The following is a 23,054-nucleotide window of genomic DNA, read 5'->3' on the forward strand; positions in this document are numbered from 1 at the left end:
CGGTGGCGAGCATGGGCGCGTGCGCAAGATCCTGCTCGCCCTCGCCCTGCCGGCCGCCCTGCTGGTCGCCGGCTGCGGGGAGCCGCCCGCCCTCACGCCGCCGGTCGCGCGGCCGTCCGCCACCTCCGGCCACGTCACTCCCGATGAGGGTGACGCGGACGACGTGCAGGAGTCGTGGCGGATCACCCGGCACGCCTCCGGGCACGAGATCGAGGGCTACGCCGACCAGGTGAGCGTGCTGCCGGGGGAGCGGTTCCGGCTGCACGTCTCCACCACCGCGCCCCGGTTCACCGCCCGCGCCTTCCGGATGGGCGCGAACCCGGCCAAGGTGTGGGAGTCCGCCCCGGTCGAGGGTGTGCGCCAGGCACCGACGCGGGTCGTGGACGGCACGGTCACCGCCGCCCACTGGGACCCGTCGCTGGCCGTGGAGACCGAGGGCTGGCCCGAGGGCGCGTACCTCATCAGGCTCGACGCCTCCACCGGGGCGCAGCGCTACGTCCCGATCACCGTGCGGTCGGCCTCCACCGCCGGCCGCGTGGTGATCGTCAACGCGGTCACCACCTGGCAGGCGTACAACCTGTGGGGCGGGCGCAGCCTCTACCAGGGTCCCGGCGGGTTCGCCGGCCGCTCCCGGGCCGTCACCTTCGACCGCCCCTACGACGGCAACGGCGCCCGCCTCTTCCTCGACTTCGAGAAGGAGGCGCTGGCCGTGGCCGAGGAGAGCGGCGTGCCGCTGGCCTACCTGACCAACCTCGACCTGCGGCCCGGCGCGCTGGACGGCGCCCGCGCGGTGGTGTCGCTGGGACACGACGAGTACTGGTCGCCCGGCATGCGCCGGGTCGTCACCCGGGCCAGGGACGACGGCGCGAACCTCGCCTTCCTCGGCGCCAACGCCGTCTACTGGCGCATCGCCATGCGCGGCAGGCAGGTCGTCTGCGACAAGGAGCGCGTCTGCGAGCTGTGGCGCGCGTCGGAGCCGGAGAGCACGCTGGTGGGGCAGATGTACGACTGCTTCCCCGCCGAGGGCGTCTACCGGGTCAGCCGGCCCGGCCACTGGATCTTCGCCGGGACGAAGGGGCGGCGCTTCCCCGGGATGGTCGGCGTGGAGACCGACCGGGTGTCCCGGGGCTCGCCGCCCGAGGTGAAGGTGCTGGCCGAGTCGCCGCTCTCGTGCGGCGGGCGGGCCGGCGTCACGCACAGCACGTACTACACGGCACCCAGCGGGGCCGGGGTGTTCGCCTCGGGGACGATGCGCTGGGTGTGCGCGCTGCGCGGCGCGCGGTGCGGGCACGGCGTCACCGACTCCGCCGCCGCCTTCACCCGCCGCGCCACGCTCAACCTCCTCACCCGCTTCGCCCGGGGCCCCGCCGGCCGCACCCCTCCCGCCGCCGGTGACGGTGACGCGCCGGCCGGTCAGGAGTCGTGAGCGGCGGGGTGCGCCGATGGATCAGGAGCCGTGGGCGGCGGGGTGCGCCGGCCGGTCAGGAGTTGTGAGCGGCGGCCGTGGCCAGCCGGACGGCCGCGCGCCAGCGCTCGTAGGCGGCGTCGTCGCGCTCGCCCGGCTCGAAGCGCCGGTCCAGGCGCCACGTCTCGCGCAGCTCGGCCTGCGACCCCCACACGCCCGACCCCAGCCCGGCCAGGAACGCGGCCCCGAGCGCCGTCGTCTCCCGCACGGCCGGCCGCTCGACCGCCGTGCCGAGCTGGTCGGCCTGGAGCTGCATGAGCAGGTCGTTCGCGCTGGCCCCGCCGTCGGCCTTGAGCACGGACACGCCGCCGGGCACCCCGCCGGTCATCGAGGCCACCACGTCGCGCACCTCGTACGCGATCGCCTCCAGCGTGGCCCTGACCAGGTGCGCCCGGGTCGTGCCGCGGGTGAGGCCGGTGATCAGCCCGCGCGCCTCCGGCTCCCAGTGCGGCGCGCCCAGCCCGGTCAGCGCGGGCACGAACACCACCCCGCCGCTGTCGGGCACCGTGCGGGCCAGCGCCTCCGACTCCGGCGCGGTGCCGATCAGGCCGAGCCCGTCGCGCAGCCACTGCACCGCCGCCCCGGTGACGAAGATCGACCCCTCCAGCGCGTACGTGCGCTCGCCCGACGGCGTCTGCCAGGCCACCGTGGTCAGCAGCCCCGAGGCCGAACGCACGATCTGGCCGCCGAGGTTGGTCAGCACGAACGAGCCTGTGCCGTAGGTGCACTTCACGTCGCCCACGCCGAAGCACGTCTGGCCGAACAGCGCCGCCTGCTGGTCGCCGGCCACCCCGGTGATCGGCAGGTCCAGCCCGAGGAAGGCCGACGGCTCCGTACGGCCCAGCGGCCCGTAGTTGGGGACGATCTCCGGCAGCGCCCGCTCCGGCACCCCGAACAGCTCGCACAGCTCCGGCTCCCACGTGCCGGACGCCAGCCCGTACAGCAGGGTGCGCGAGGCGTTGGACGCGTCGGTCACGTGCCGCGCGCCCGCTGTCAGCCTGGCGATCAGGTAGGAGTCGACCGTCCCCACGGCCAGGCTTCCCGACTCGACGCCGGCCCACACCGCGGGGTCGTGCCCGGCCAGCCACGTCAGCTTGGTGGCGGTGAAGTAGGGGTCGAGGCGCAGGCCGGTCAGCTCCGACACGCGCGGCTCGTGGCCCGCCTCGCGCAGCCGCGCGCACAGCCCGGCGGTGCGGCGGTCCTGCCAGACGATGGCGCGGCGCGGGGCGGCCAGCGTGCGGCGGTCCCATAACACGGCGGTCTCGCGCTGGTTGGTGATGCCGACGCAGGACGGCGGCTCCGGGGCCGCGCGCAGGGCGGTCGCGCAGGCCGACAGGGTCGCCTGCCAGATGTCCTCGGGGTTGTGCTCGACCCGGCCGGGCTCCGGAAAATGCTGGGCGAATTCCTCGTACCCCTTGGAGATGATCTGCCCGTTTTCTGTGACAACAAGGGCTGTTACCCCAGTTGTCCCGGCGTCTATGGCCAGCACATTCATGAAATTTCCTCCACAGTTTTCGGTCGGCGCAGGTTTAGTTTTCGACCCTGGCGTTTGGTCTAGACCACTGCGTGTGAGGCCGGGCACAATGCGAGTCTGACATCAAGGTCTGGTTCGTGACCCCTATGGGAGGAACCCGCCATGCGTATCGGAGTGCTCACCGGAGGCGGCGACTGCCCCGGCCTCAACGCCGTGATCAGGGCAGTGGTGCGTAAGGGGGTGAGCGTCTATGGTCACGAGTTCGTCGGCTTCCGTGACGGCTGGCGCGGTCCCCTCGAAGGCGACACGATGCCCCTCGACATCCAGGCCGTACGCGGCATCCTGCCGCGCGGCGGAACCATTCTCGGCTCCTCCCGCACCAACCCGATGAAGATCGAGGGCGGGGTCGACCGGATCAAGGAGAACCTCTCCTCGACCGGTGTCGACGCGCTGATCGCCATCGGCGGCGAGGACACGCTGGGCGTCGCCAAGCAGCTCTACGACCGCGACGTCAACGTGGTGGGCGTGCCGAAGACCATTGACAACGACCTGTCGGGCACCGACTACACCTTCGGTTTCGACACCGCGGTCAACATCGCGATGGAGGCCATCGACCGGCTGCACACCACCGCCGAGTCCCACCACCGGGCCCTCATCTGCGAGGTCATGGGCCGGCACGCGGGCTGGATCGCGCTGCACGCGGGCATGGCCGGCGGCGCCAACGTCATCCTCATCCCGGAGAAGCCCTTCGACATCGACCGGGTCTGCGAATACGTCGAGTCCCGCTTCCGCACCCGCTACTCGCCGATCATCGTGGTGGCCGAGGGCGCGCACCCCATCGAGGGCCAGATGGAGCTGCAGACGGGCACGCTCGACGCGTTCGGCCACGTGCGTCTCGGCGGCATCGGCGAGGTGCTGGCCAAGGAGATCGAGAAGCGCACCGGCAAGGAGGCCCGCACCACGGTGCTCGGCCACATCCAGCGCGGTGGCACCCCGACGGCCTACGACCGGGTGCTGGCGACCAGGTTCGGGCTGCAGGCCATCGACGCCGCCCACGAGGGCGACTACGGCAAGATGGTCGCCCTGCGCGGCACCGACATCGTGCGGGTCGGGCTCGACGAGGCCACGGCCGAGCTGAAGACCGTGCCGGTGTCGCGATACTCGGAGGCCGAGGTCTTCTTCGGTTAACCGGCTGTAAGCGGCTTGCAAGCGGGCCGCCGTACTTTCGGGTCAGCGGGGTTACCGCTACAACCCCCTCGGGGTACGGCTTGTGCCGCGGCGAGTCGGCGGCCCACTTCGCGTCGCAAGCCGTACCCACCACATAGCTCAACCGCGGGGCGTGCCGAAGAGATCCACCTCCGGCGCGCCCTCGTCGCGTCCGCGCAGCCGCTGCCTGAACTCCGCCTCGCCGCGCAGCTCCTTCTCCGACGGCGACAGGATGACGGTGAGCAGCAGCCCCATCGTGATCACGCTGAGCCCGACGATGAGCGGCATCAGGAAGTCGACCGCCTTGGCCCCGGGCACGGGCACCATCTCCGAGTGCGTCGAGACCGACATCGAGTACATCCCGGTGTAGTGCATCCCCGAGACCGCGACGCCCATGAGCAGCGCCGCCCCGCCGATCTTGAGCGCGCCGCTGACCCGCAGTGTGAACCAGAGCGCGACCGTGGCCGCCGCCACCGCGATCAGCACCGACAGCGCGACGACCGCCGGGTCGTAGGAGACGTGGCCGGACATGTTCATGGCGGCCATGCCGAGGTAGTGCATGGCCGCCACGCCGCAGCCGGTGAGCGTGCCGCCGCCGAGCAGGTAGATCAGCCGCTCGCCGCCGTGGGAGGTGAGGAACAGCCCCATCCCCACGACGACGACCGCGATGAGCGCGGAGGCGACGGTGAGCGGCACGTCGTATCTGATCGGGGTGCCCTCGACCCGGAAGCCCATCATGGCGATGAAGTGCATGGTCCAGATGCCGGTGCCGCCGATCGCGAAGGCCGCGCCGACGAGCCAGTACTTGCCCTCGCGGCCGCCGATCAGCCGGGCGCGCGAGGTCAGCAGCAACCCGAGCATGGATCCCACGCTGGACATGACGTACGCGAGCACGGGCGTCAACAGCCCGAACGAGAAATGATCGATCGGCGACATTGCCCCACCCATCCCCTACCGCACCGATAAGGGAGTATGAGCAGGGGTTCGTCGCCCGCGCAACTACCTCCGCCTGGCGTGCACGGTCTGCTGGCGCGGCATCGGGGCGGGATACGGAAGTTGTTCCTGCTGGGCGGTGCGGCGGCGCATTTCGAGCTTGGCCACGAGCTCGGCGTCCTCGTGCAGCTCCTCCTCCGAGGGCGACAGGATCACCATGAGGAGCATGGTCAGGGTGATCAGGCTGATCACGGTCATCAGGGGCACGAGGAAGTCGAGCGCGTCGGCCCCGGGGACGACGCCGGGCTCGGGGTCCACGGTGACGTGCATGGCGTACATGCCGGTGTAGTGCATGCCCGCCACGGCCACGCCCATGACGAGGGCGGCGCCGGTGATCCAGATGGGCTTCTTGACGCGCAGGGTGAACCAGAGCGCGACGGTCGCGGCGACCACGGCGATGCCCACGGAGAGCGCCACGGTGAGGCGGTCGTAGGAGACGTGGGCGGACATGTTCATCGCGTACATGCCCAGGTAGTGCATCGAGGCCACGCCGAGCCCCGTGAGCAGGCCGCCGCCGAGCAGCGCCAGGAGCCGGCCGCCGCCGTAGGAGACGAGGAACAGGCCGGTGCCGACGACCACGATGGCCACCACCGCGGAGGCCGCGGTGAGCCAGACGTCGTACTTGATCTGGGTGCCCTCGACCTCGAAGCCCATCATGGCGATGAAGTGCATGACCCAGATGCCGGTGCCGCCGATGGAGACGGCCGCGCCCAGGAGCCAGCGCACGCGGGCGCCGCCGCGCGAGGCGTGCGCCTGCGCGGTGAGCCGCAGCCCGAGCATCGATCCGATGCAGGACATGACATAGGCGAGCAACGGCGTGATCAATCCGTAGGTGAAATGATTCACAGCGGAGGTCATCTATCGGTTCCTTGCATTAGGGGTTCCCGGATTGTGCCATCCCGGACATCCCTTTCGCATGGATATCCGGACTATCTGTCAATCTTCGTGTCGGAAACATGAGAAGGGCTCATGGCCATCGAAGGGCCGTTCTGGCGGGCCGTCGCGGTCTTCCGCGTCGCCTCCCTGGCGTACGCGACCGTGCTCATGGCCCAGCACCGGGGTTACGAGCAGCCGCTGCTCGGCTGGCTGGTGATCGCCGTCATGGCGCTGTGGACGGCGGGGGCGAGCTACGCCTACTCCGTCGAGACGCTGCGCCGCTGGCCGCTGCCCGCCGCCGACCTGCTCGTGGCGATGGCGTGCCTGCTGGCCGGGCCGTACGTGCAGGGCGCCGCCCAGGGGGCGGCCGGGACGGTGCCGGTCACCGCGACCTGGGTGGCCGCCCCCGTGCTGGCCTGGGCCGTGTACGGCGGCAGGCGCGCGGGCGTGGCGGCGGCGGCCGTGGTCGCCGCCGGCGACCTGTGGCTGCGCGCCCGCGGGCCCGACGTGCCCGTTTCGATCAGCGCGGCCGTGCTGCTCCTGCTGGCCGGCGTCGTGGTCGGTGACGTGGCCAGGCTGGCCAGGCGGGCCGAGGCGCGCATGCAACGGGCCGCCGAGATGGAGGCCGCCCAGCGCGAGCGCGAGCGCCTGGCCCGTGACCTGCACGACTCCGTGCTGCAGGTGCTGGCCCTCGTCCACCGGCGCGGCCGCGAGCTGGGCGGCGAGGCGGCCGAGCTGGGGCGGCTGGCGGGCGAGCAGGAGGCCGCGCTGCGCGCGCTGGTCTCCCGTGGTGCCCCGCAGCCCGAGGGCACGGCCGACCTGCGCGCGCTCCTGACCCGGCACGCCGGCGCCGAGGTGACCGTCTCCACCCCGGCCACGCCGCTGCTCCTGCCCGCCGAGACGGCCGAGGCGGTGGCGGCGGCCGTCGGCGCGGCCCTGGACAACGTGCGCGCGCACTGCGGCCCCGGCGCGAGGGCCTGGGTGCTGGCGGAGTCCGGCCCCGCGCCCGCCCCGGAGACGGCGACAGAGGAGACGGCGACAGAGGAGACGGGGGCCGGGACAGGGGCCGAGACGGTGATCGTCAGTGTCAGGGACGACGGGCCCGGCATCCCCGAAGGGCGGCTGGCGGAGGCGGCCGCGGACGGGCGCATGGGCGTGGCGCGCTCCATCCGGGGCCGGGTGGCCGAGCTGGGCGGGGAGGTGTCGATCGTCAGCGTCCCCGGCCAGGGCACCGAGGTCGAGATCACCGTCCCGGTGCGGCGGGACCGGCCCGCGCCGCGCGGCTAGAGTTGCGGCATGGTTCGGGTGATGGTGGTGGACGACCATCCCATGTGGCGCGACGCCGTCGCCAGAGACCTCGCCGAGGCCGGCTACGAGGTCGTGGCCGTCGTGGGGGAGGGGCGGCAGGCGGTCCGCGTGGCCGCGGCGGTCTCGCCCGAGGTCGTCGTGCTGGATCTGCGGCTGCCCGACATGCCGGGGCCCGAGGTGGCCGCCCGGCTGGCGGGCTCGGAGCCGGCGCCCAGGGTGCTGGTGCTGTCGGCCAGCGCCGAGCAGGACGACGTGCTGGCCGCGGTCAAGGCGGGAGCCTGCGGCTACCTGGTGAAGTCGGCCGGCCGGGAGGAGTTCCTCGACGCCGTCAGGCGCACCGCCGAGGGTGACGCGGTGTTCACGCCGGGCCTGGCCGGGCTGGTGCTGGGGGAATATCGCCGGCTGGCCGCGCGGCCCGCGTCCGAGGAGGGGCCGCGGCTGACCGGGCGCGAGACCGAGGTGCTCAGGCTGGTCGCCAAGGGCCTGTCGTACAAGCAGATCGCCGAGCGGCTCGTGCTGTCCCACCGCACCGTGCAGAACCACGTCCAGAACACGCTGGGCAAGCTCCAACTGCACAACCGGGTGGAGCTGGTGCGATATGCGATCGAGCGAGGGCTCGACGCGGACTAAACTCGACGGGTCGCGACGTTGCCATCAACAGCCTGCGCCACCGCCGCGGGTCCCGCGCTTTCCCATCCTCCGGAGGTTCCACCATGACGATGTCCGCCCTGGGCGAGCCGTGCGTTCTGCTCAAGCTGGGCGAGATCGTCCTCAAGGGCAAGAACCGCGAGCTGTTCGAACGCCGTCTCATCGGCAACATCCGTGACGCGCTCCAGACCGTCGGCATCCAGGTCGACGTGCGCAAGCGGCACGGCGTGATCGCGATCTTCCTGCCCCAGGGGGCCACAGCCGAGCAGGCCGACGCGGTGGCCCAGCGGGTCGCCGACGTGCCCGGCCTGGTCTGGATCCACCGCGCCTGGCGCGTGGCCAAGGACCCCGACACCGTGCTCAAGGCCGGCCTCGAGCTGGTCGGCGAGAGCGAGGAGGCCAAGCGGGGCGCCCGTTTCGCGGTCCGCTCCCGCCGCCGCGACAAGCGCTTCCCGCTGCGCTCCAACGAGCTCGACCGGCTGGTCGGCGGCGCCATCAACGACGAGTACAACCTGCCCGTCGACCTGAAGAACCCCGAGCTGACGGTGTTCATCGAGGTCGACAGGGACGAGGTGTTCGTCTTCACCGGCGGCATCCCCGGCCAGGGCGGCCTGCCCGTCGGCAGCAGCGGCCGGGCCCTGGTGCTCATGTCGGGCGGCATCGACTCGCCGGTGGCGGCCTACCGCATGATGCGGCGCGGCCTGCACGTCGACTTCCTGCACTTCTCCGGCATCCCGTTCACCACGTCCGAGTCGATCTACAAGGCTTACGCGCTGGTGCGCAAGCTCGACCGGTTCCAGGGCAAGTCGCGCCTGTGGGTGGTGCCGTTCGGCAAGGCGCAGCAGTCGATCCGCAACTCCGGCCAGGACCGGCTGGCGGTGATCGCGCAGCGGCGGCTCATGCTCAAGACGGCCGAGGAGGTCGCCCACCGCATCCGCGCCGCCGCGCTGATCACCGGCGACGCCCTCGGCCAGGTCTCCTCGCAGACGCTGGCCAACATCACCGCCCAGGACAACGCGGTCGACCTGCCGATCCTGCGCCCGCTGGTGGGCTGGGACAAGACCGAGATCATGGCCGAGGCCCGGCGCATCGGCACGCTGGAGATCTCCGAGCTGCCCGACGAGGACTGCTGCTCGCTGCTGGCGCCCAAGCGCGCCGAGACCCGCGCCAAGATCGAGGACCTGAAGCAGATCGAGCGGCGGCTGGACGCCGAGGAGCTGTGCGTGCAGCTCGCCGACTCGATCCAGGAATACACCCTCTAGTCCCCGGCGGAGCCGGGAGGCGCGGCGGGCCCCCGCCGTCCGCCACGCCTCCCGGCCCTTCCGCGGGGCGTCAGGCGTCGACCTTGAACGGGTCGTGCTCGGCCAGCAGCTTGTCCAGCCTGGCCTGGTCGACGCGCTTGCTGACCTCCGACTGCTCCTGCCGGTCGCGTACGACCTTGCACAGCGTGACGGTGGAGGTGACCACGTACAACAGGCCGAGCCCGAGGAAGGCCCTGATCCAGCCCGCCGTGGGCAGGTAGGCCAGGGCGATCACCACGGAGGTCAGCGAGATGACGAACGACAGGATCGCCTGGACGTAGAACGCGGTGGTCTGCGTGGGTTGAATGGGCTTCGTCATACGGCCATGGTGCTGGCGGCACGAAGCCCGGCACATGGGGTCTCGTACTCACGTTACCGCTGAGTACAACCGGCGGTGGCTTGTGGCGCGGCCGGTCAGATGGGCGGTGGCCGGCCAGGCGGGCCGGTCACGGGGGACGGTCAGGCGGCCGGTCAGGCGGGCTGGTCGGGTGGGCTGGTCGGGTGGGCACGGCCGGTCATCACTGTCAGGCGGGCACGGCCGACGCGGCCCTCTTGCCGAGCAGCGCCGGGAAGTCGGTCATGACCTGCGCCAGCTCGCCCAGGTCGGCGTCCACCAGGGCCTGCGGGCCGTCGCAGAGCGCCTGCTCGGGCTGCGGGTGCACGTCGATGATCACGCCGTCGGCGCCCACCGCGACGGCCGCGCGGGTCAGTGGCAGCACCAGCTCGCGCCGCCCGCCCGAGTGGGACGGGTCGACGATCACGGGCAGGTGCGACAGGCGCTGCGCCACCGGCACGGCCGAGACGTCGAGCGTGTTGCGGGTGGCCGTCTCGAACGTCCGCACGCCCCGCTCGCACAGCACGATGTCCAGGTTGCCGCGCTGCGCGATGTACTCGGCCGCCATCAGCCACTCCTCGATGGTGGCCGTCATGCCGCGCTTGAGCATCACCGGCTTCCCGGCCGCGCCGACGGCCTGCAGCAGCGCGAAGTTCTGCATGTTGCGGGTGCCCACCTGGAGCATGTCGGCGTAGGAGGCGACCAGCTCGACGTCCTGAGCGTCCACGACCTCCGTCACGATCGGCAGGCCCGTCTCCTCGCGCACGTCGGCCAGGATGCGCAGGCCCGCCTCGCCCAGCCCCTGGAAGGCGTACGGGGACGTGCGCGGCTTGAACGCCCCGCCCCGCAGCAGCGCCGCGCCGGCGGCCTGGGCCATCCGGGCCGCGTCGAGGGTCTGCCGGTGCGTCTCGACCGCGCACGGCCCCGCGATCAGCGTCACGGTGTCGGGGCCGATCGGCACGCCGCCCACGTGGACCGTGGAACGTTCCGGATGGTTCTCCCGGCTGACCAGCTTGTACGGCGTGGACACCCGCATCACGTCCCGCACCCCGCGCATGCCCCGCAGGGCGGCCGCGTCGAGCTGCGTCACGTCGCCCACCAGGCCCACGATCGTGCGCCGCACCCCCTTGCTGACGAACGCCTCGACCCCGGCCGCCCGCACGACGGACACGATCGAAGCGAGGTCCTCCGCGGTGGCCTCCGGCCCCATCACGATCACCATCTCTGCTGTCTCCTCTTCCTGGGAAAGCCTCTGGAAACGACAGAAGGCCCCGGGTCCTGCCGGACCCGGGGCCTTCGTTCGCCTGTCTGCTAGCGCAGCGTCAGATGGCGAACGGACTCGGGTCCGTCGCCATACCAAAACAGGAACGCGGTGCGCATAGGTCGTAAGCGTAGCGCACGACACCCGCTGCCGAGGCACACGAGGCGCGATGGCAGGATGGCCCAAGACGCGAGACAGGGTGAGGGGAGTGATCGTGGAGGAGTCGCGCCTGCCTCCAGGCCAGTACGTCCCGCGCGGCCGACCCGTGATCCACTACGGCAGGGTGCCCGCGTTCAAACCGGAGAGCTGGGACTTCCGGGTGTTCGGGGCCACCGCCTCGGGAGAGGAGCACCGCTTCGACTGGAGCGAGTTCGAGCGGCTGCCCCGGGCCACGCGCATCGCCGACTTCCACTGCGTCACCAAGTTCTCCCTGATGGCCAACGAGTGGCGCGGCGTCACCCCGGCCACGATCATGGAGGCCGCCCCGCCCGACCCCGGCGTGCGTCACGTGATGATCTGGGCCGAATACGGCTACAGCGCCAACCTGCGGATGTCCGACTTCACCGCCCCCGGCACGCTGTTCGCCATGGAGCTCGACGAGAAGCCGCTCAGCTCCGAGCGGGGCTTCCCGGTGCGCATCGTGGTGCCCCACCTGTACGCCTGGAAGAGCGTCAAATGGGTGCGCGGCATCGAATACCTCCTCGAAGACCGCAGAGGCTTCTGGGAGGAGCGCGGCTACCACAACGTCGCCGACCCCTGGCGCGAGCAGCGCTACTCCTACCAGGAAGAACCCGGGGAAGGGCCGCCCTGACTTCACTCCGGGTTTTCCCCCGGACGCGCTCCGTTATTGGTTACCGTTTCCGCATGCTGACCACCGTGTGCGTGGCGCTGTGCTCCCTGACCTTCCTGCTCGGCTACGGGCTCGCCCGCATGGCGCGGCGCCGCCAGGCGCTGCCGGAGCCGGGCAGGACGGACGACGCGACGTTCACCACGCTGCACACCGCCGCGATGGCGGCTCCGGCCCTGCGCGCGGGGCTCGACCGCGACTCCGCCCGCAAGGCCGTGCGTCACCTGCACGCCCTGCTGGGCACCTCCGCCGTCGCGATCACCTCCACCGAGGCCGCGCTGGCCTGGGACGGGCCGTGCACCGACGACGTGCTCACCTACGCCCGTGCCACGCTGGCCGCCGGGCGGGCGCAGGTGTTCCCCGGGGAGCGGCACGGCGCGGAGCTGGGGGCGGTCGTGGTGCCGCTGACCGTGGACGGCACGGTGGTGGGCGCGCTGGCGGCCTTCGACGGGCAGGTGAGCGCGGCGCTGGTGCGCACCGTCACCGAGGTCGGCCGCTGGGTCTCCGGGCAGCTCGAACTGGCCGAGCTCGACTCCTCCAGGCGGCGCGCGCTGGAGGCCGAGATGCGCGCCCTGCGCGCGCAGATCTCGCCGCACTTCGTCTACAACGCGCTGACGACGATCGCCTCGTTCGTCCGCACCGACCCCAAGCGCGCCCGCGAGCTGCTGCTCGACTTCGCCGACTTCTCCCGGTACGCGCTGCGCAGGGCCGACGACTTCACCACCCTGGCCGACGAGCTGACCTGCGTCGACCGCTACCTGCTGCTGGAGCGCGCCCGCTTCGGCGACAAGCTGCGCTTCAGCATGCAGGTGGCCCCGGAGGTGCTGCCCGTGCCGGTGCCGTTCCTGTGCCTGCAGCCCCTGGTCGAGAACGCCATCAAACACGGCATGCGCGGGCGCGGCGGCCCCGGCGAGGTGCGGGTGGTGGTGCGCGACGCGGGCCCGGAGGCGCACATCACGGTCGAGGACGACGGCGCCGGCATGGACCCCGAGTGCGCCCGCCGGCTGCTCGACGAGGACCCGGCGCGCGAGGGCAACGGCATCGGGCTGGCCAACGTGGACCTGCGCCTGCGCCAGATCTACGGTGACGGCTACGGGCTCGTCGTGGAGACCGCGCTGGGCGCCGGCACGAAGGTACGGCTACGCGTGCCCAAGACGTCCCTTAGCTCGTTGTAGTCAAATACTTACGCTATGCTGGCGTGTCCCTTGTGACCTCTGCTTTCATACGGCAGCGTGATGGACATGCTGAGAGTTCTGGCCGTTGACGATGAAGTGCCCGCTCTGGAGGAGCTCGCCTACCTGTTGCGCCAGGACGACAGAATCGAACACGTCACGACCGCGGCCGACGGCGTCACGGCTCTTCAGGACATGGTCCAGATGATCGGCAGCGGCGAGCGGCTCGACGGGGTGTTCCTCGACATCCGCATGCCCGGCCTCGACGGGCTCGACCTGGCCCGGCTCGTCGGCGGCTTTCCCAGCCCGCCCAGGCTGGTGTTCGTCACGGCACACGAGGAGTGCGCGGTGCAGGCGTTCGAGCTGGAGGCCGTCGACTACCTGCTCAAGCCCGTCAGGGCCGAGCGGCTGTCGGAGGCGGTGCGCAGGCTGGAGGCCGCCGCCGGCCCGGCCGCCGAGCCGGGCCAGGACGACGTGATCCCGGTCGAGCTGGGCGGGCGCACCCGGTTCGTGCCGCAGCAGGCCGTCCTGTTCGCCGAGGCCAAGGGCGACTACGTGCGCCTGCACACCGTCGACGGCAGCTACCTCGTGCGCATGTCGCTGGCCGCGCTGGAGCGGCGCTGGTCCGACGCCGGGTTCATCCGCATCCACCGCAGCACGCTGGTCTCCGGCCGGCACGTCAGCGAGCTGCGCTTCGAGGGCGGCCGGGTGACGCTCACCGTCGGCACCGAGACCCTGCGGGTCAGCCGGCGGCACAGCCGCCAGGTCCGCGAGCAGCTCGTCCGCCAGCACCGGGGCGTGATCTCATGAGCACCCCCGCCGGCAGACGCGGGGGTGTGCTCCGGTGAGTGCGGGGCGGCGCGTCGTCGTGCGGCGACGGCCCCCCGCGCTCGGGCGCTCGAGCGGGCTGTCCGGCCCGCGTGAGCGCCTGCCCGACGTGCCCGCCATCGTCGGCCTGCAGTTACGGCGGGCGCTGCGGACCGTGGCCGCCGTCGCCGGGCTGCTGCTCGGCCTCCCCGTGCTGGCCGCGTGGGTGCCCGAGCCGTGGGCCTGGGTGGCGCTGTCGGTGGCCGTGCACGGCGCGTGGGTGTGCCTGGCCGTGCTGCAGCTCAGGTGCGCGGAGCGGCTGGAGAGATGAGCGTCGCGGTGCTGACCGGGATCGCCTTCGTGCTGGTTCTGGGCGTGACGGTGGGCGCCGCGCGACCACGCCGTTCCAGCGGCGTCTCCGACTTCTACGTGGCGTCCAGGGCGGTCCCTCCCTGGTGGAACGGAGCCGCGATCACCTCCGAGTACACCTCGGCCGCCGCCTGCCTGGGCACGGCCGGGCTGATCGCCATGCACGGCTCGCCGATGTTGTGGTACCCGGCGGGGGCCGCCGCCGGGTTCGTGGTCGTCCTGGCGCTGGTGGTCGCGCCGCTGCGGCGGTCGGGGACGTACACGCTGCCCGACTTCGCCGAATGGCGGCTGCGTTCGGTGCGGCTGCGCCGCTTCACCACCTGCTTCGTGCTCGTCATCGGGCTGGTGTTCCTGGTCGCCCAGCTGCACGCCGCCGGGGTCGTGGTGCGGCTGCTGACCGGGCTGCCGCCGTGGCTGGGCTGGGCGGCCGTCGCGGTGGCGGCGCTGGGCGTGGCCTTCGCCGGCGGGCTGGGGAGCGTCACCAGCGTGCAGGCCTCGCAGTTCTGGCTGAAGCTGGCGGTGTTCGTCGGGGTCGGGGTGGCGTGCTGGTGGACGGTCGGCACCCGGCCCGTCGCGCTGCTGGAGGTGGCCTACCGGGCCGGGAGCGCCGGGCTGGCGGGAGCGGGCGACCCGTCGCTGGCCGGGGTGCTGGCCGTGCTGCTGGCCTCCGCGCTGGGCACGATGGGGCTGCCGCACGTGATCGTGCGGGTCTACACCGACAGGGACGGCCGCGGCGCCCGGCGCTCGATCGTGGCCACCCAGGTGCTGCTGGCGGCGTTCTGCGTGGTGCCGCCGCTGTACGGGGTGCTGGGGCGCGTCCACGTACGGGGCGCGGCGGCCGACGAGATCGTGCTGCTGCTGCCCGCCAGGATGCTGCCCGGCGTGCTGGGGGACGTGCTGACGGGCCTGCTGGCGGCGGGGGCGTTCGCGGCCTTCCTGGCCACCACCGCGGGCGTCCTGGTGGCCGTGGGGGGCGCGGTGTCGGCGTGCGTGTCGCGGGCCGGGGTGCGCCCGTTCCGCACGGCCGTGGCCGGGGTCCTGGTGGCCGCGCTCGTCCTGACGGCCGTCACGATCCCCGGCGTGTCCGTGGCGCTCGTGCTGCTGGGCTTCAGCCTCTCGGCCGCCACCTTCTGCCCGCTGCTGGTGCTGGGGATCTGGTGGCGGCGGCTGACGGACGTCGGCGTGGCGGCGGGGTTCGCGCTCGGAGGGGGTGTGACCGGCGCGCTTGTGCTGGCCGAGCAGGCGGGCGTGAAGATGGGGGCGCTGACTTCCTGCCCCGCCCCGGTGGCCGTGCCGCTCTCCTTCGCCGTGATGGTGGTGACTTCCCTGGTCACACCGGGTCGATTGCCGCGGGGAGTGGGCCGGATGATGGTGCGGATGCACGTGCCCGAGCATCGTGTGGGCCCCTCGGCCTACCGTTCGTCGCGCCGGGACGACCGCTGGTCGTGAGACCACTCTCCGTATATCGCTGACTACAGACCGCTCAACGAGCTGTCCGTAAACAGGGTTTCGCCCGCATGATCGCGACCGTAGTGTTTCGGCATCGGAAGCCCATCCCGGCGCATCGGGGGGGACGGGCCGCAAGGCTCAGCGAACAGGCCCGGTGCGCGGGGTTCACCGGCGACACGCAGGTCGCCGCGGCTGTCGGGCCCTTGACCGGGGGGTGGGGCCCGCCATGCCGATCGTGAGGGGGCGCCCGCGCGGGCCGGGAGACCGGGCCCCGCGATCCGGCCTTCGGGGGCGGCCGGATCGCGCTGAGCGGGCGCCCCTGTCACGGTTGCGGCTCGGGTGGGAGCTTTGTCCGTGCCCGATCGGCCGACCGCATTACCCGTACACAGAGTCACACCGCACCGGCGGCGCTTTCAGAGACCGAGGCCCGCGGCCGGGGGTCAGCCGTCGCGCAGCTTCTTCAGCAGGGCGATGTCCTCGGCGTGCTTGGGGGCCTTGCCGGGCGTCTCGATGCAGATCGGCACCCCGGCCACCGCCGGATGCCGCATCAGCTCGGCGAACGGCTCGACGCCGATGTGGCCGGCCCCGATGTTCTCGTGGCGGTCCTTCTTCGCGCCGCACACGTCTTTGGAGTCGTTGGCGTGGATCAGCCGGAGCCGCCCGGGCGCGACCGCGTGCAGCGCGTCGAACGTCTCCTTCACCCCGCCCTCGGCGGCCAGGTCGTGACCGGCGGCGAAGGCGTGGCAGGTGTCGAGGCAGACGGTGGCCCGCGGATGCCAGTCGAGCGCCGCCAGATAGGGCTCCAGGTCCTGGACCGTGGCGCACAACATCGCGCCCTGGCCCGCCATCGGTTCGAGCAGCAGGTCGGGACCGCCCTCGGGGATCTCCTCCAGCAGGGGCAGCAGATTCTCCCTGACCTGCCGCAACGCGTCGTCGCGCGACTGCGTCACCGCCGAGCCCGTGTGCACCACGACCCCCTTGGCGCCGGTCTCCACCCCGCGCCGCAGCGTGTGCCGCACGATCGCGATGGAGTTGGCCAGCGTCTCGGGGCTGGGCGAGCCGAAGTTGACGAGATAGGGCAGGTGGATGAACGTCTCCACGCCCGACTCGGCGAGCTTGGCGTCCTGGTCGGGCTTGCCCTCGGTGAGCGCCCAGCCGCGCGGGTTGGTGACGAACACCTGGATCATCTCGGCGCCGATCTCGGCCATGGACTTCAGGCCACCCGTCGCCAGGCCGCCCGTCACGGACACGTGTCCGCCGATCAGGGATTTCGAGGTCATGATGGCACTCAGTGTAGGCGCAGCGGCGGACAGTTCCGCCGCCCGCCGTCACAGGGGCGAAGCCGCGCACGCCCCGGTCGGGCGCACGACCCGGGCCGGGGCGGGACCCGCGTTGGAGCATGAGACGAAAAGTGGCCCGCATCCGGGCCGCGAGTTGGGAGTTCTCGCGGATGGACCGGGCACGAAGCGCATGTGTGTACTTCTCGCATGCCCGACACACTGGCCGGCTTCAACGCCAGGCCCGCCGCCGAGGCGGAGGCCGAACTGCTCGCCTGCTGCGCCTCGCGCGCCTTCGCCGGGAAGGTGGCCGCGCTGCGCCCGTACGACGACCTCGACCGGCTCCTCGACGCCGCCGGCGCGGCCGTGCTGGAGCTGGCCTGGGACGACGTGCTGGAGGCGCTGCGGGCCCACCCGCGCATCGGGGAGCGGGCCGGCGGCGACGGCAGGGAGGCGTCCTGGTCCCGGCAGGAGCAGTCGGGGGTCGAGGACGACCTGCGCGCCGCGCTCGCCGACGGCAACCGGGCCTACGAGCGGCGCTTCGGTCACGTCTACCTCGTCTGCGCCACCGGGCTGACCGGCGCCGAGCTGCTCGACCGGCTCCGGCGGCGGCTGGGCAACGACGAGGAGCGCGAGCGCGAGGTCGTACGCGGCGAGCTGGCCGCGATCACCCGGCTGCGGCTGGGCAGGCTCGTGAAGGAGGGGACATGAGCCTGTCCACCCACGTGCTCGACTCGGTCACCGGCCGCCCCGCCGCCGGCCTGCGCGTACGCCTGGAGCACGACGGCCGGGTCGTGGCCGAGGGGCGCACCGACGACGACGGCCGCATCACGGGCTGGGAGTGCGGCGCCGGGGTGCACCGGATCGTCTTCGACACCGGCTCCTACCTGGCCGACACGTTCTACCCGGAGGTCGTCGTCACCTTCACCGTCACCGACCCGGCGGCCCACCACCACGTGCCGCTGCTGCTCAGCCCGTACGCCTACGCCACCTACCGAGGGAGCTAGATTGACCGTCAGGCTCGGCGCCAACCGCTACGGCAAGGCGGAGACCAGGCTCGTCCACGTGGTCAGGAACGGGCCCGTGCACCACGTCAAGGACGTCAACGTCAGCACCTTCCTGTCGGGTGACATGGAGGCGGTCCACCTGACCGGCGACAACTCCGCCGTGCTGCCGACCGACACGCAGAAGAACACCGCCTACGTCTTCGCCCGCCGCCACGGCGTCGGCCAGATCGAGGAGTTCGCGCTCCGGCTGGCCCGGCACTACGTCACCGCGCAGCCCACCGTCCACCACGCCAGGGTGGAGATCGAGGAGTACGGCTGGCACCGCGCCGGCCCCCACTCGTTCGTGCGCGACGGCGGCGAGGTGCGCACCTGCGTGGCCCACCACGACCGCGACGGCCGCACGACCGTGGTCTCCGGGCTGCGGGACCTGGTGCTGATGAACTCGACCGGCTCGGAGTTCCGCGGCTACATCGTGGACGAGTACACCACGCTCGCGCCCGCCGCCGACCGCGTCCTGGCCACCGCCGTCACCGCGCGCTGGCGGCACACGGCCCCCGAGGCCTCCTCCTACGCCAAGTCGTACGCGGAGGTCCGGCAGTGCCTGCTGGAGGCGTTCACCGGCACCCACAGCCGCTCGCTCCAGCAGACCCTGTACGCCATGGGGGAGCGCGTCCTGACCACCTGCCCCGAGGTGTGCGAGATCAGGCTGACCATGCCGAACAAGCACCACTTCGCCGTGGACCTGACCCCGTTCGGCCTCGACAACGACAACGAGGTCTTCCACGCCGCCGACCGGCCCTACGGGCTCATGGAGGGCGGCGTGCTGAGAGACGACGCGCCCGACGCCGGATTCGCCTGGGAGTAGCGACGATGGACTTCTTGCGGCCCACGACGTGGCAGGAGGCGCTGGCCGCCAAGGCGGACCGGCCCGAGGCCGTGCCGATCCAGGGCGGCACCGACGTGATGGTGGAGATCAACTTCGACGTGCGCAGGCCGCCCGCGCTGCTCGACCTCACCCGGATCGCCGAGCTGCGGGAGTGGTCGATGGCGGGCGGGCACTGCCGGCTGGGGGCCGGGGTGCCGTACGCGGCGGTCATCGAGCACCTCGGCGGCCCGCTGCCCGGCCTGGCCCAGGCCGCGCGCACGGTCGGCTCGCCGCAGATCCGCAACCGCGGGTCGGTCGGCGGGAACCTGGGCGCGGCCTCGCCCGCGGGCGACAGCCATCCGCCGCTGCTGGCGGCCGGCGCGGTGGTCGAGGCGGAGTCGCGCGACCGGGGCGTGCGGATGATCCCGGCCGCCGAGTTCTACCTCGGGGCCAAGCGCAGCGCGCTGGAGCCGGACGAGCTGATCAGGGCCGTGCACGTGCCGCCCGCCACCGGCCCGCAATACTTCTCCAAGGTCGGCACGCGCAACGCCATGGTGATCGCGGTGTGCTCGTTCGCGATCGCGCTGCACCCGCGCGAGCGGCGGGTCGGCACCGGCCTCGGCTCGGCCGCCCCCACGCCGCGCCGCGCGTACGAGGCGGAGGAGCTGCTGGCCGCCGAGCTCGACTGGGAGGCGCCGCTCGACCCGGCGCTGCCGGCCCGCTTCGGCGAGCTGTGCGCGCGGGCCGCCGCGCCGATCGACGACGTGCGCGGCACCGCCGCCTACCGGGTGCACGCCATCGGCGTGATGGCGCGCCGCACGCTCACCTGGGCCTGGAACGACCACCTGGAGAAGAGGGCCGCCTGATGCGCGTCACGTTCACCGTCAACGGCCGCGAGGAGAGCGCGCAGAACGTCTGGGAGGGCGAGAGCCTGCTGTACGTGCTGCGCGAGCGCCTCGGCCTGCCCGGCTCCAAGAACGCCTGCGAGCAGGGCGAGTGCGGCTCCTGCACCGTCTACCTGGACGGCGTGCCGGTCTGCTCCTGCCTGGTGGCCGCCGGGCAGGCGGAGGGGCGGCAGGTGCGCACCGTCGAGGGGCTGGCCGAGGGGGACCGGCTCGACCCGGTGCAGGAGGCGTTCGTGGAGTGCGGGGCCGTGCAGTGCGGCTTCTGCACGCCGGGCCTGGTCGTGCAGGCCCACGACCTGCTGTCCCGGGTGGCGCGGCCGTCGGACGCCGAGATCAGGGAGGCGCTGGCGGGCAACCTGTGCCGCTGCACCGGCTACGAGAAGATCCTCGACGCGGTGCGCCTGGCCGCCACCAGAAAGGCGGCGCGATGAGCCTGGTCATCGGGAACGTGTTCATCGCGCCCGTCTCCGGCCCCGAAGTCGAATCCGGATATATCAGGATCGAGGGGGACCTGATCGCCGAACTGGGCGCCGGCCCCGCCCCGGACGTCCCCGGCGCCACCCTCATCGACGGCGCCGGCTGCCTGGCCACCCCCGGCCTGGTCAACACCCACCACCACCTCTACCAGTGGGCCTCGCAGGGCCTGGCCCAGGACGCCACGCTGTTCGAGTGGCTGGCGGCGCTCTACGACGTCTGGGCCGCCATGGACGCCGAGGTGGTCAACGGCGCGGCCACGGCCGGGCTGGCCTGGCTGGCGCTGTCCGGCTGCACCACCACCAGCGACCACCACTACCTCTTCCCCAAGGGCCGGGGCGACCTGCTCGCCGCCGAGATCGAGGCCGCCCGCGCGATCGGCCTGCGCTTCCACCCGGCGCGCGGCTCGATGGACCTGGGCAGGTCGAAGGGCGGCCTGCCGCCGGACGTCGTGGTCGAGGAGCTGGACGACGTCCTCGCCGCCACGGCCGCCGCCGTGGACGCCCACCACGACCCGTCGCCCTCCTCCATGCTGCGCGTGGCGGTCGCGCCGTGCTCGCCGTTCTCGGCCAGCGCCGAGCTGATGACCGCCTCGGCCGCGCTGGCCAGGGAGAAGGGCGTACGCCTGCACACGCACCTCGCCGAGACCCTCGACGAGGAGGAGCACTGCCGCGAGCGGTTCGGGCTGCGGCCGGTCGACTACATGGAGAAGCTGGGCTGGCTTGGGCCCGACGTGTGGCTCGCGCACGCCGTGCACCTCAGCGACGCCGACATCGCCAAGCTGGCCGCCACCGGCACCGGCACGGCGCACTGCCCCTCCTCCAACGGGCGGCTCGGGGCGGGCATCGCCCGCGTGTCGGAGATGCTGCGCCGCGGCGCGAACGTCGGGCTCGGCGTGGACGGCGCCGCCTCCTCCGAGCTGACCCCGCTGGCCGGCGAGATGCGCCAGGCCCTGCTCTTCCAGCGCGCCAGGTACGGCCCCGCCGCCCTCAGCGCCCGGCAGGCCCTGGAACTGGCCACGCTGGGCGGCGCCCGCAACCTCGGCAGGCAGAACGAACTGGGCACCCTCGAACCCGGCAAATTAGCCGACATCGTCCTGTGGCCGTTGTCCGGGTCGTTCGCGGCGGCCGTCGCCGATCCGGTCTGCGCGCTCGTCTTCGGCCCCGCGCCGCCGCCGGCCCTCGTGCTGGTCGGCGGGCGCGCCGTGGTGTCCGGCGGCGAGCTGCGCACCGTCCCGCAGGACGCGGCCGGGCAGGCGGGCGCGCGGGCGCACCGGCGGCTGATGCGGCTGGCGCGCGAGCGCGGCTTCGGCGCCGCCAGGGAGGTCCACCGCTGATGCCGAACCTGGCCCATTAGGGTGGGAATGTCCAAGAACGCGGAGGAAAGGCGGTCCCGTGGCGGAGGAACTCCCCGACGAGCGCACGGCGCGGCTCAAGAGCACGTTCGCCGAGATCGACACCGACGGCGACGGCTACATCAGCGAGAGCGAGCTGAAGCGGCACTTCCCCGACCTGCCGCCCGAGGCGCTCGGGGCGATGAGCCAGGCGGCCGACTCCGACCAGGACGGACGCTACTCCCTGGAGGAGTTCATCCGCACGGTGTCCTGAGGCCCCCGGCCGGCCCGCCGCCACCGGGGGGAGGCCCGCGTGCCGGCGTGGTCTCCGGGGACGGGCCGCCGCCCGCTCCCGGGGCGGGGTACCGGCGTGGTCCCCGGGAACGCCCGAATGTCAGGATGATGAGTCACGCCTTCCTGCCCGCTCGCACCGGGCAGGAAGGCGTGTCAGGACATTGTTCATCATCAGGTGGGAGTTCGTAGTGGTTCAGCACGTTCTGGTCGCCCCGGACAAGTTCAAGGGGTCGCTGACCGCGGCCGAGGTGGCCTCCCGGGTGTCGGCCGGGCTCGGCGTGCCCACCGTCGAGCTGCCGATCGCCGACGGCGGCGACGGCACCGTGGACGCCGCCGTGGCGGCCGGGTTCGGGCGCGTCACGATCGAGGTGACCGGGCCCACGGGCGAGCGCATCCCCGCCTCGTACGCCTGGCAGCCCACCGGCACCGCCGTGGTCGAGCTGTCGGAGGCGTCCGGGCTGCGCCGCCTGCCCGGCGGGCACGAGCCGCTGACCGCCACCAGCTACGGCACCGGCGAGCTGATCGCCGACGCCGTGCGCCGGGGCGCCAAGCGGGTGGTGCTCGGGCTGGGCGGCAGCGCCTCCACCGACGGGGGAGCGGGCATGGCGCAGGCCCTCGGCGCCCGCCTGCTCGACGCCGACGGCGCCGACCTGCCCAGGGGCGGCGCCGCGCTGAAGAACCTGGCCCGCATCGACATGTCGGGCTTCCTCGACATCGCGGGCGTGGAGTTCGTGGTGGCCAGCGACGTGGACAACCCGCTGCTCGGCCCGCACGGCGCCGCCGCCGTGTACGGCCCCCAGAAGGGCGCCACCCCCGACGACGTCAAGACGCTGGAGTCGGCGCTGTCCCGCCTGGCCGCCATCGCCACCACCACCCACGGGCTGATGGGCGCGGTCGAGCACGACGACATCGTGCGCGCCATGGGCGTGGCGGGCGCGCCGGGGGCGGGCGCGGCCGGCGGGGTCGGGTTCGCGGCGCTGGCGTTCCTGCACGCCGAGATCCGGCCGGGCATCGACTACCTGCTCGACCTGCTCGGGTTCGGCGAGCAGGTCAAGGGAGCCCGCCTGGTGATCACCGGCGAGGGCTCGCTGGACGAGCAGTCGCTGCGCGGCAAGGCGCCCATCGGCGTGGCCCAGGCCGCGGCCGGGGCGGGCGTGCCGGTGGTGGCCGTCTGCGGCCGCCGCACGCTCTCCGACGACGACCTCAAGGCCGCCGGCATCGAGGCCGCCTACGCCCTGACGGACCTGGAGCCCGACCCGGCCCGCTGCATGGAGCAGGCCGGCCCCCTGCTCGAACGCCTCGCCGCCCGCCTCGCCGCCGACCGCCGCCTGGCGGCCGACGCGTGATGCCGACCGCCAGGCCGTCACCCGGCGGCGGACGCATGACCCC

24 protein-coding genes are annotated in these 23,054 nt (G+C 72.9%); 18 read left to right on the forward strand and 6 right to left on the reverse strand.

The window, feature by feature from the left end; all coding sequences use genetic code 11:
* Positions 1-19: 19 nt before the first annotated feature.
* Complete coding sequence (locus tag IO39_RS44675; protein ID WP_052424186.1) at positions 20-1,426, forward strand: N,N-dimethylformamidase beta subunit family domain-containing protein; 1,407 nt, start codon at positions 20-22, stop codon at positions 1,424-1,426.
* 55 nt (positions 1,427-1,481) lie between these two features.
* On the opposite strand, the gene glpK is transcribed toward IO39_RS44675, so the two are convergent.
* The gene (gene glpK, locus IO39_RS44680) at positions 1,482-2,960 is read right to left on the reverse strand and encodes a glycerol kinase GlpK (protein WP_043638450.1); all 1,479 of its coding nucleotides are present in this window, start codon (positions 2,958-2,960) and stop codon (positions 1,482-1,484) included.
* 141 nt (positions 2,961-3,101) lie between these two features.
* Here glpK and IO39_RS44685 point away from each other — a divergent pair, with 141 nt between their 5' ends.
* Positions 3,102-4,127 carry a 6-phosphofructokinase gene (locus IO39_RS44685; RefSeq protein ID WP_043638452.1) on the forward strand — a complete coding sequence of 342 codons (1,026 nt, stop codon included), beginning with the start codon at positions 3,102-3,104 and terminating at the stop codon, positions 4,125-4,127.
* Between the two features lie 138 nt (positions 4,128-4,265).
* Here IO39_RS44685 and IO39_RS44690 read toward each other — a convergent pair whose 3' ends face one another.
* Both IO39_RS44690 and IO39_RS44695 read right to left on the reverse strand, forming a co-directional pair.
* Positions 4,266-5,081, reverse strand: a complete 816-nt coding sequence (locus IO39_RS44690) for an MHYT domain-containing protein (protein WP_043638454.1) — start codon at positions 5,079-5,081, stop codon at positions 4,266-4,268.
* A gap of 63 nt (positions 5,082-5,144) precedes the next feature.
* Positions 5,145-5,996: an MHYT domain-containing protein gene (locus IO39_RS44695; protein ID WP_043638456.1), complete on the reverse strand. Its 852-nt coding sequence runs from the start codon at positions 5,994-5,996 to the stop codon at positions 5,145-5,147.
* A gap of 111 nt (positions 5,997-6,107) precedes the next feature.
* Between IO39_RS44695 and macS the strand changes: the two genes are divergently transcribed.
* From macS to thiI, 3 genes are all read left to right on the forward strand, one after another.
* On the forward strand, positions 6,108-7,301 hold the full coding sequence (macS, locus tag IO39_RS44700) for a MacS family sensor histidine kinase (RefSeq protein WP_043638459.1): 1,194 nt from the start codon (positions 6,108-6,110) through the stop codon (positions 7,299-7,301).
* A 9-nt stretch (positions 7,302-7,310) separates the two neighbouring features.
* On the forward strand, positions 7,311-7,952 hold the full coding sequence (locus IO39_RS44705; protein WP_043638462.1) for a response regulator: 642 nt from the start codon (positions 7,311-7,313) through the stop codon (positions 7,950-7,952).
* Between the two features lie 83 nt (positions 7,953-8,035).
* Positions 8,036-9,232 (forward strand): tRNA uracil 4-sulfurtransferase ThiI, encoded by a 1,197-nt coding sequence (thiI, locus tag IO39_RS44710; RefSeq protein ID WP_043638466.1) that lies wholly within the window; start codon positions 8,036-8,038, stop codon positions 9,230-9,232.
* A gap of 70 nt (positions 9,233-9,302) precedes the next feature.
* Here thiI and IO39_RS44715 read toward each other — a convergent pair whose 3' ends face one another.
* Positions 9,303-9,590: a YiaA/YiaB family inner membrane protein gene (locus IO39_RS44715; protein ID WP_043638469.1), complete on the reverse strand. Its 288-nt coding sequence runs from the start codon at positions 9,588-9,590 to the stop codon at positions 9,303-9,305.
* A gap of 205 nt (positions 9,591-9,795) precedes the next feature.
* The gene (aroF, locus tag IO39_RS44720; RefSeq protein WP_043638472.1) at positions 9,796-10,827 is read right to left on the reverse strand and encodes a 3-deoxy-7-phosphoheptulonate synthase; all 1,032 of its coding nucleotides are present in this window, start codon (positions 10,825-10,827) and stop codon (positions 9,796-9,798) included.
* A gap of 253 nt (positions 10,828-11,080) precedes the next feature.
* On the opposite strand from aroF, the gene IO39_RS44725 reads away from it, so the two are divergent.
* From IO39_RS44725 to IO39_RS44745, 5 genes are all read left to right on the forward strand, one after another.
* On the forward strand, positions 11,081-11,677 hold the full coding sequence (locus tag IO39_RS44725) for a molybdopterin-dependent oxidoreductase (RefSeq protein ID WP_245642624.1): 597 nt from the start codon (positions 11,081-11,083) through the stop codon (positions 11,675-11,677).
* Between the two features lie 53 nt (positions 11,678-11,730).
* Positions 11,731-12,888 (forward strand): sensor histidine kinase, encoded by a 1,158-nt coding sequence (locus IO39_RS44730; RefSeq protein ID WP_043638477.1) that lies wholly within the window; start codon positions 11,731-11,733, stop codon positions 12,886-12,888.
* Positions 12,889-12,954: 66 nt separating this feature from the next.
* Positions 12,955-13,695 (forward strand): LytR/AlgR family response regulator transcription factor, encoded by a 741-nt coding sequence (locus IO39_RS44735; protein ID WP_043638480.1) that lies wholly within the window; start codon positions 12,955-12,957, stop codon positions 13,693-13,695.
* Positions 13,696-13,729: 34 nt separating this feature from the next.
* A complete protein-coding gene (locus IO39_RS44740) occupies positions 13,730-14,023 on the forward strand; it encodes a hypothetical protein (RefSeq protein ID WP_043638482.1) in 294 nt (97 codons plus the stop codon).
* On the forward strand, positions 14,020-15,510 hold the full coding sequence (locus tag IO39_RS44745; protein WP_043638485.1) for a sodium:solute symporter family transporter: 1,491 nt from the start codon (positions 14,020-14,022) through the stop codon (positions 15,508-15,510). The genes IO39_RS44740 and IO39_RS44745 overlap by 4 nt, the downstream gene beginning before the upstream one ends.
* A gap of 440 nt (positions 15,511-15,950) precedes the next feature.
* Here the strand turns inward: IO39_RS44745 and IO39_RS44750 are convergent, their stop codons facing one another.
* Positions 15,951-16,790 (reverse strand): deoxyribonuclease IV, encoded by an 840-nt coding sequence (locus IO39_RS44750; protein WP_043638488.1) that lies wholly within the window; start codon positions 16,788-16,790, stop codon positions 15,951-15,953.
* A 207-nt stretch (positions 16,791-16,997) separates the two neighbouring features.
* Between IO39_RS44750 and uraD the strand changes: the two genes are divergently transcribed.
* The 8 genes from uraD (at position 16,998) to IO39_RS44790 (ending at position 23,011) form a co-directional block, all read left to right on the forward strand.
* Complete coding sequence (gene uraD, locus IO39_RS44755) at positions 16,998-17,498, forward strand: 2-oxo-4-hydroxy-4-carboxy-5-ureidoimidazoline decarboxylase (RefSeq protein WP_043638491.1); 501 nt, start codon at positions 16,998-17,000, stop codon at positions 17,496-17,498.
* On the forward strand, positions 17,495-17,794 hold the full coding sequence (uraH, locus tag IO39_RS44760) for a hydroxyisourate hydrolase (protein WP_043638493.1): 300 nt from the start codon (positions 17,495-17,497) through the stop codon (positions 17,792-17,794). Before uraD ends, uraH begins: the two co-directional genes overlap by 4 nt.
* A gap of 1 nt (position 17,795) precedes the next feature.
* Positions 17,796-18,659, forward strand: coding sequence for a factor-independent urate hydroxylase (gene pucL, locus IO39_RS44765; RefSeq protein WP_043638496.1), 864 nt, complete (start codon positions 17,796-17,798; stop codon positions 18,657-18,659).
* 5 nt (positions 18,660-18,664) lie between these two features.
* Positions 18,665-19,525 carry an FAD binding domain-containing protein gene (locus tag IO39_RS44770; protein WP_043638499.1) on the forward strand — a complete coding sequence of 287 codons (861 nt, stop codon included), beginning with the start codon at positions 18,665-18,667 and terminating at the stop codon, positions 19,523-19,525.
* Positions 19,525-19,995 (forward strand): (2Fe-2S)-binding protein, encoded by a 471-nt coding sequence (locus IO39_RS44775; protein WP_043638502.1) that lies wholly within the window; start codon positions 19,525-19,527, stop codon positions 19,993-19,995. Before IO39_RS44770 ends, IO39_RS44775 begins: the two co-directional genes overlap by 1 nt.
* The gene (locus IO39_RS44780) at positions 19,992-21,374 is read left to right on the forward strand and encodes an 8-oxoguanine deaminase (protein ID WP_043638504.1); all 1,383 of its coding nucleotides are present in this window, start codon (positions 19,992-19,994) and stop codon (positions 21,372-21,374) included. The genes IO39_RS44775 and IO39_RS44780 overlap by 4 nt, the downstream gene beginning before the upstream one ends.
* A gap of 58 nt (positions 21,375-21,432) precedes the next feature.
* Positions 21,433-21,645, forward strand: a complete 213-nt coding sequence (locus IO39_RS44785) for an EF-hand domain-containing protein (RefSeq protein WP_043638507.1) — start codon at positions 21,433-21,435, stop codon at positions 21,643-21,645.
* Positions 21,646-21,853: 208 nt separating this feature from the next.
* Complete coding sequence (locus IO39_RS44790; RefSeq protein WP_043639651.1) at positions 21,854-23,011, forward strand: glycerate kinase; 1,158 nt, start codon at positions 21,854-21,856, stop codon at positions 23,009-23,011.
* The last annotated feature ends 43 nt before the right edge of the window (positions 23,012-23,054 follow it).

Origin of the sequence: Nonomuraea candida, from assembly GCF_000725485.1 — a bacterium.
GTDB lineage: Bacteria > Actinomycetota > Actinomycetes > Streptosporangiales > Streptosporangiaceae > Nonomuraea > Nonomuraea candida.

What these genes read in the sequence shown, in the direction of transcription:
- thiI (WP_043638466.1), top strand. Translation starts at nt 8,036, where the DNA reads ATGACGATGTCCGCCCTGGGCGAGCCGTGCGTTCTGCTCAAGCTGGGC.
- IO39_RS44730 (WP_043638477.1), top strand. Translation starts at nt 11,731, where the DNA reads ATGCTGACCACCGTGTGCGTGGCGCTGTGCTCCCTGACCTTCCTGCTC.
- IO39_RS44770 (WP_043638499.1), top strand. Translation starts at nt 18,665, where the DNA reads ATGGACTTCTTGCGGCCCACGACGTGGCAGGAGGCGCTGGCCGCCAAG.
- glpK (WP_043638450.1), bottom strand. Translation starts at nt 2,960, where the DNA reads ATGAATGTGCTGGCCATAGACGCCGGGACAACTGGGGTAACAGCCCTT.
- uraD (WP_043638491.1), top strand. Translation starts at nt 16,998, where the DNA reads ATGCCCGACACACTGGCCGGCTTCAACGCCAGGCCCGCCGCCGAGGCG.
- IO39_RS44745 (WP_043638485.1), top strand. Translation starts at nt 14,020, where the DNA reads ATGAGCGTCGCGGTGCTGACCGGGATCGCCTTCGTGCTGGTTCTGGGC.
- IO39_RS44775 (WP_043638502.1), top strand. Translation starts at nt 19,525, where the DNA reads ATGCGCGTCACGTTCACCGTCAACGGCCGCGAGGAGAGCGCGCAGAAC.
- IO39_RS44715 (WP_043638469.1), bottom strand. Translation starts at nt 9,590, where the DNA reads ATGACGAAGCCCATTCAACCCACGCAGACCACCGCGTTCTACGTCCAG.
- aroF (WP_043638472.1), bottom strand. Translation starts at nt 10,827, where the DNA reads ATGGTGATCGTGATGGGGCCGGAGGCCACCGCGGAGGACCTCGCTTCG.
- IO39_RS44690 (WP_043638454.1), bottom strand. Translation starts at nt 5,081, where the DNA reads ATGTCGCCGATCGATCATTTCTCGTTCGGGCTGTTGACGCCCGTGCTC.
- IO39_RS44750 (WP_043638488.1), bottom strand. Translation starts at nt 16,790, where the DNA reads ATGACCTCGAAATCCCTGATCGGCGGACACGTGTCCGTGACGGGCGGC.
- IO39_RS44695 (WP_043638456.1), bottom strand. Translation starts at nt 5,996, where the DNA reads ATGACCTCCGCTGTGAATCATTTCACCTACGGATTGATCACGCCGTTG.
- macS (WP_043638459.1), top strand. Translation starts at nt 6,108, where the DNA reads ATGGCCATCGAAGGGCCGTTCTGGCGGGCCGTCGCGGTCTTCCGCGTC.
- IO39_RS44780 (WP_043638504.1), top strand. Translation starts at nt 19,992, where the DNA reads ATGAGCCTGGTCATCGGGAACGTGTTCATCGCGCCCGTCTCCGGCCCC.
- IO39_RS44705 (WP_043638462.1), top strand. Translation starts at nt 7,311, where the DNA reads ATGGTTCGGGTGATGGTGGTGGACGACCATCCCATGTGGCGCGACGCC.
- IO39_RS44735 (WP_043638480.1), top strand. Translation starts at nt 12,955, where the DNA reads ATGCTGAGAGTTCTGGCCGTTGACGATGAAGTGCCCGCTCTGGAGGAG.
- uraH (WP_043638493.1), top strand. Translation starts at nt 17,495, where the DNA reads ATGAGCCTGTCCACCCACGTGCTCGACTCGGTCACCGGCCGCCCCGCC.
- IO39_RS44685 (WP_043638452.1), top strand. Translation starts at nt 3,102, where the DNA reads ATGCGTATCGGAGTGCTCACCGGAGGCGGCGACTGCCCCGGCCTCAAC.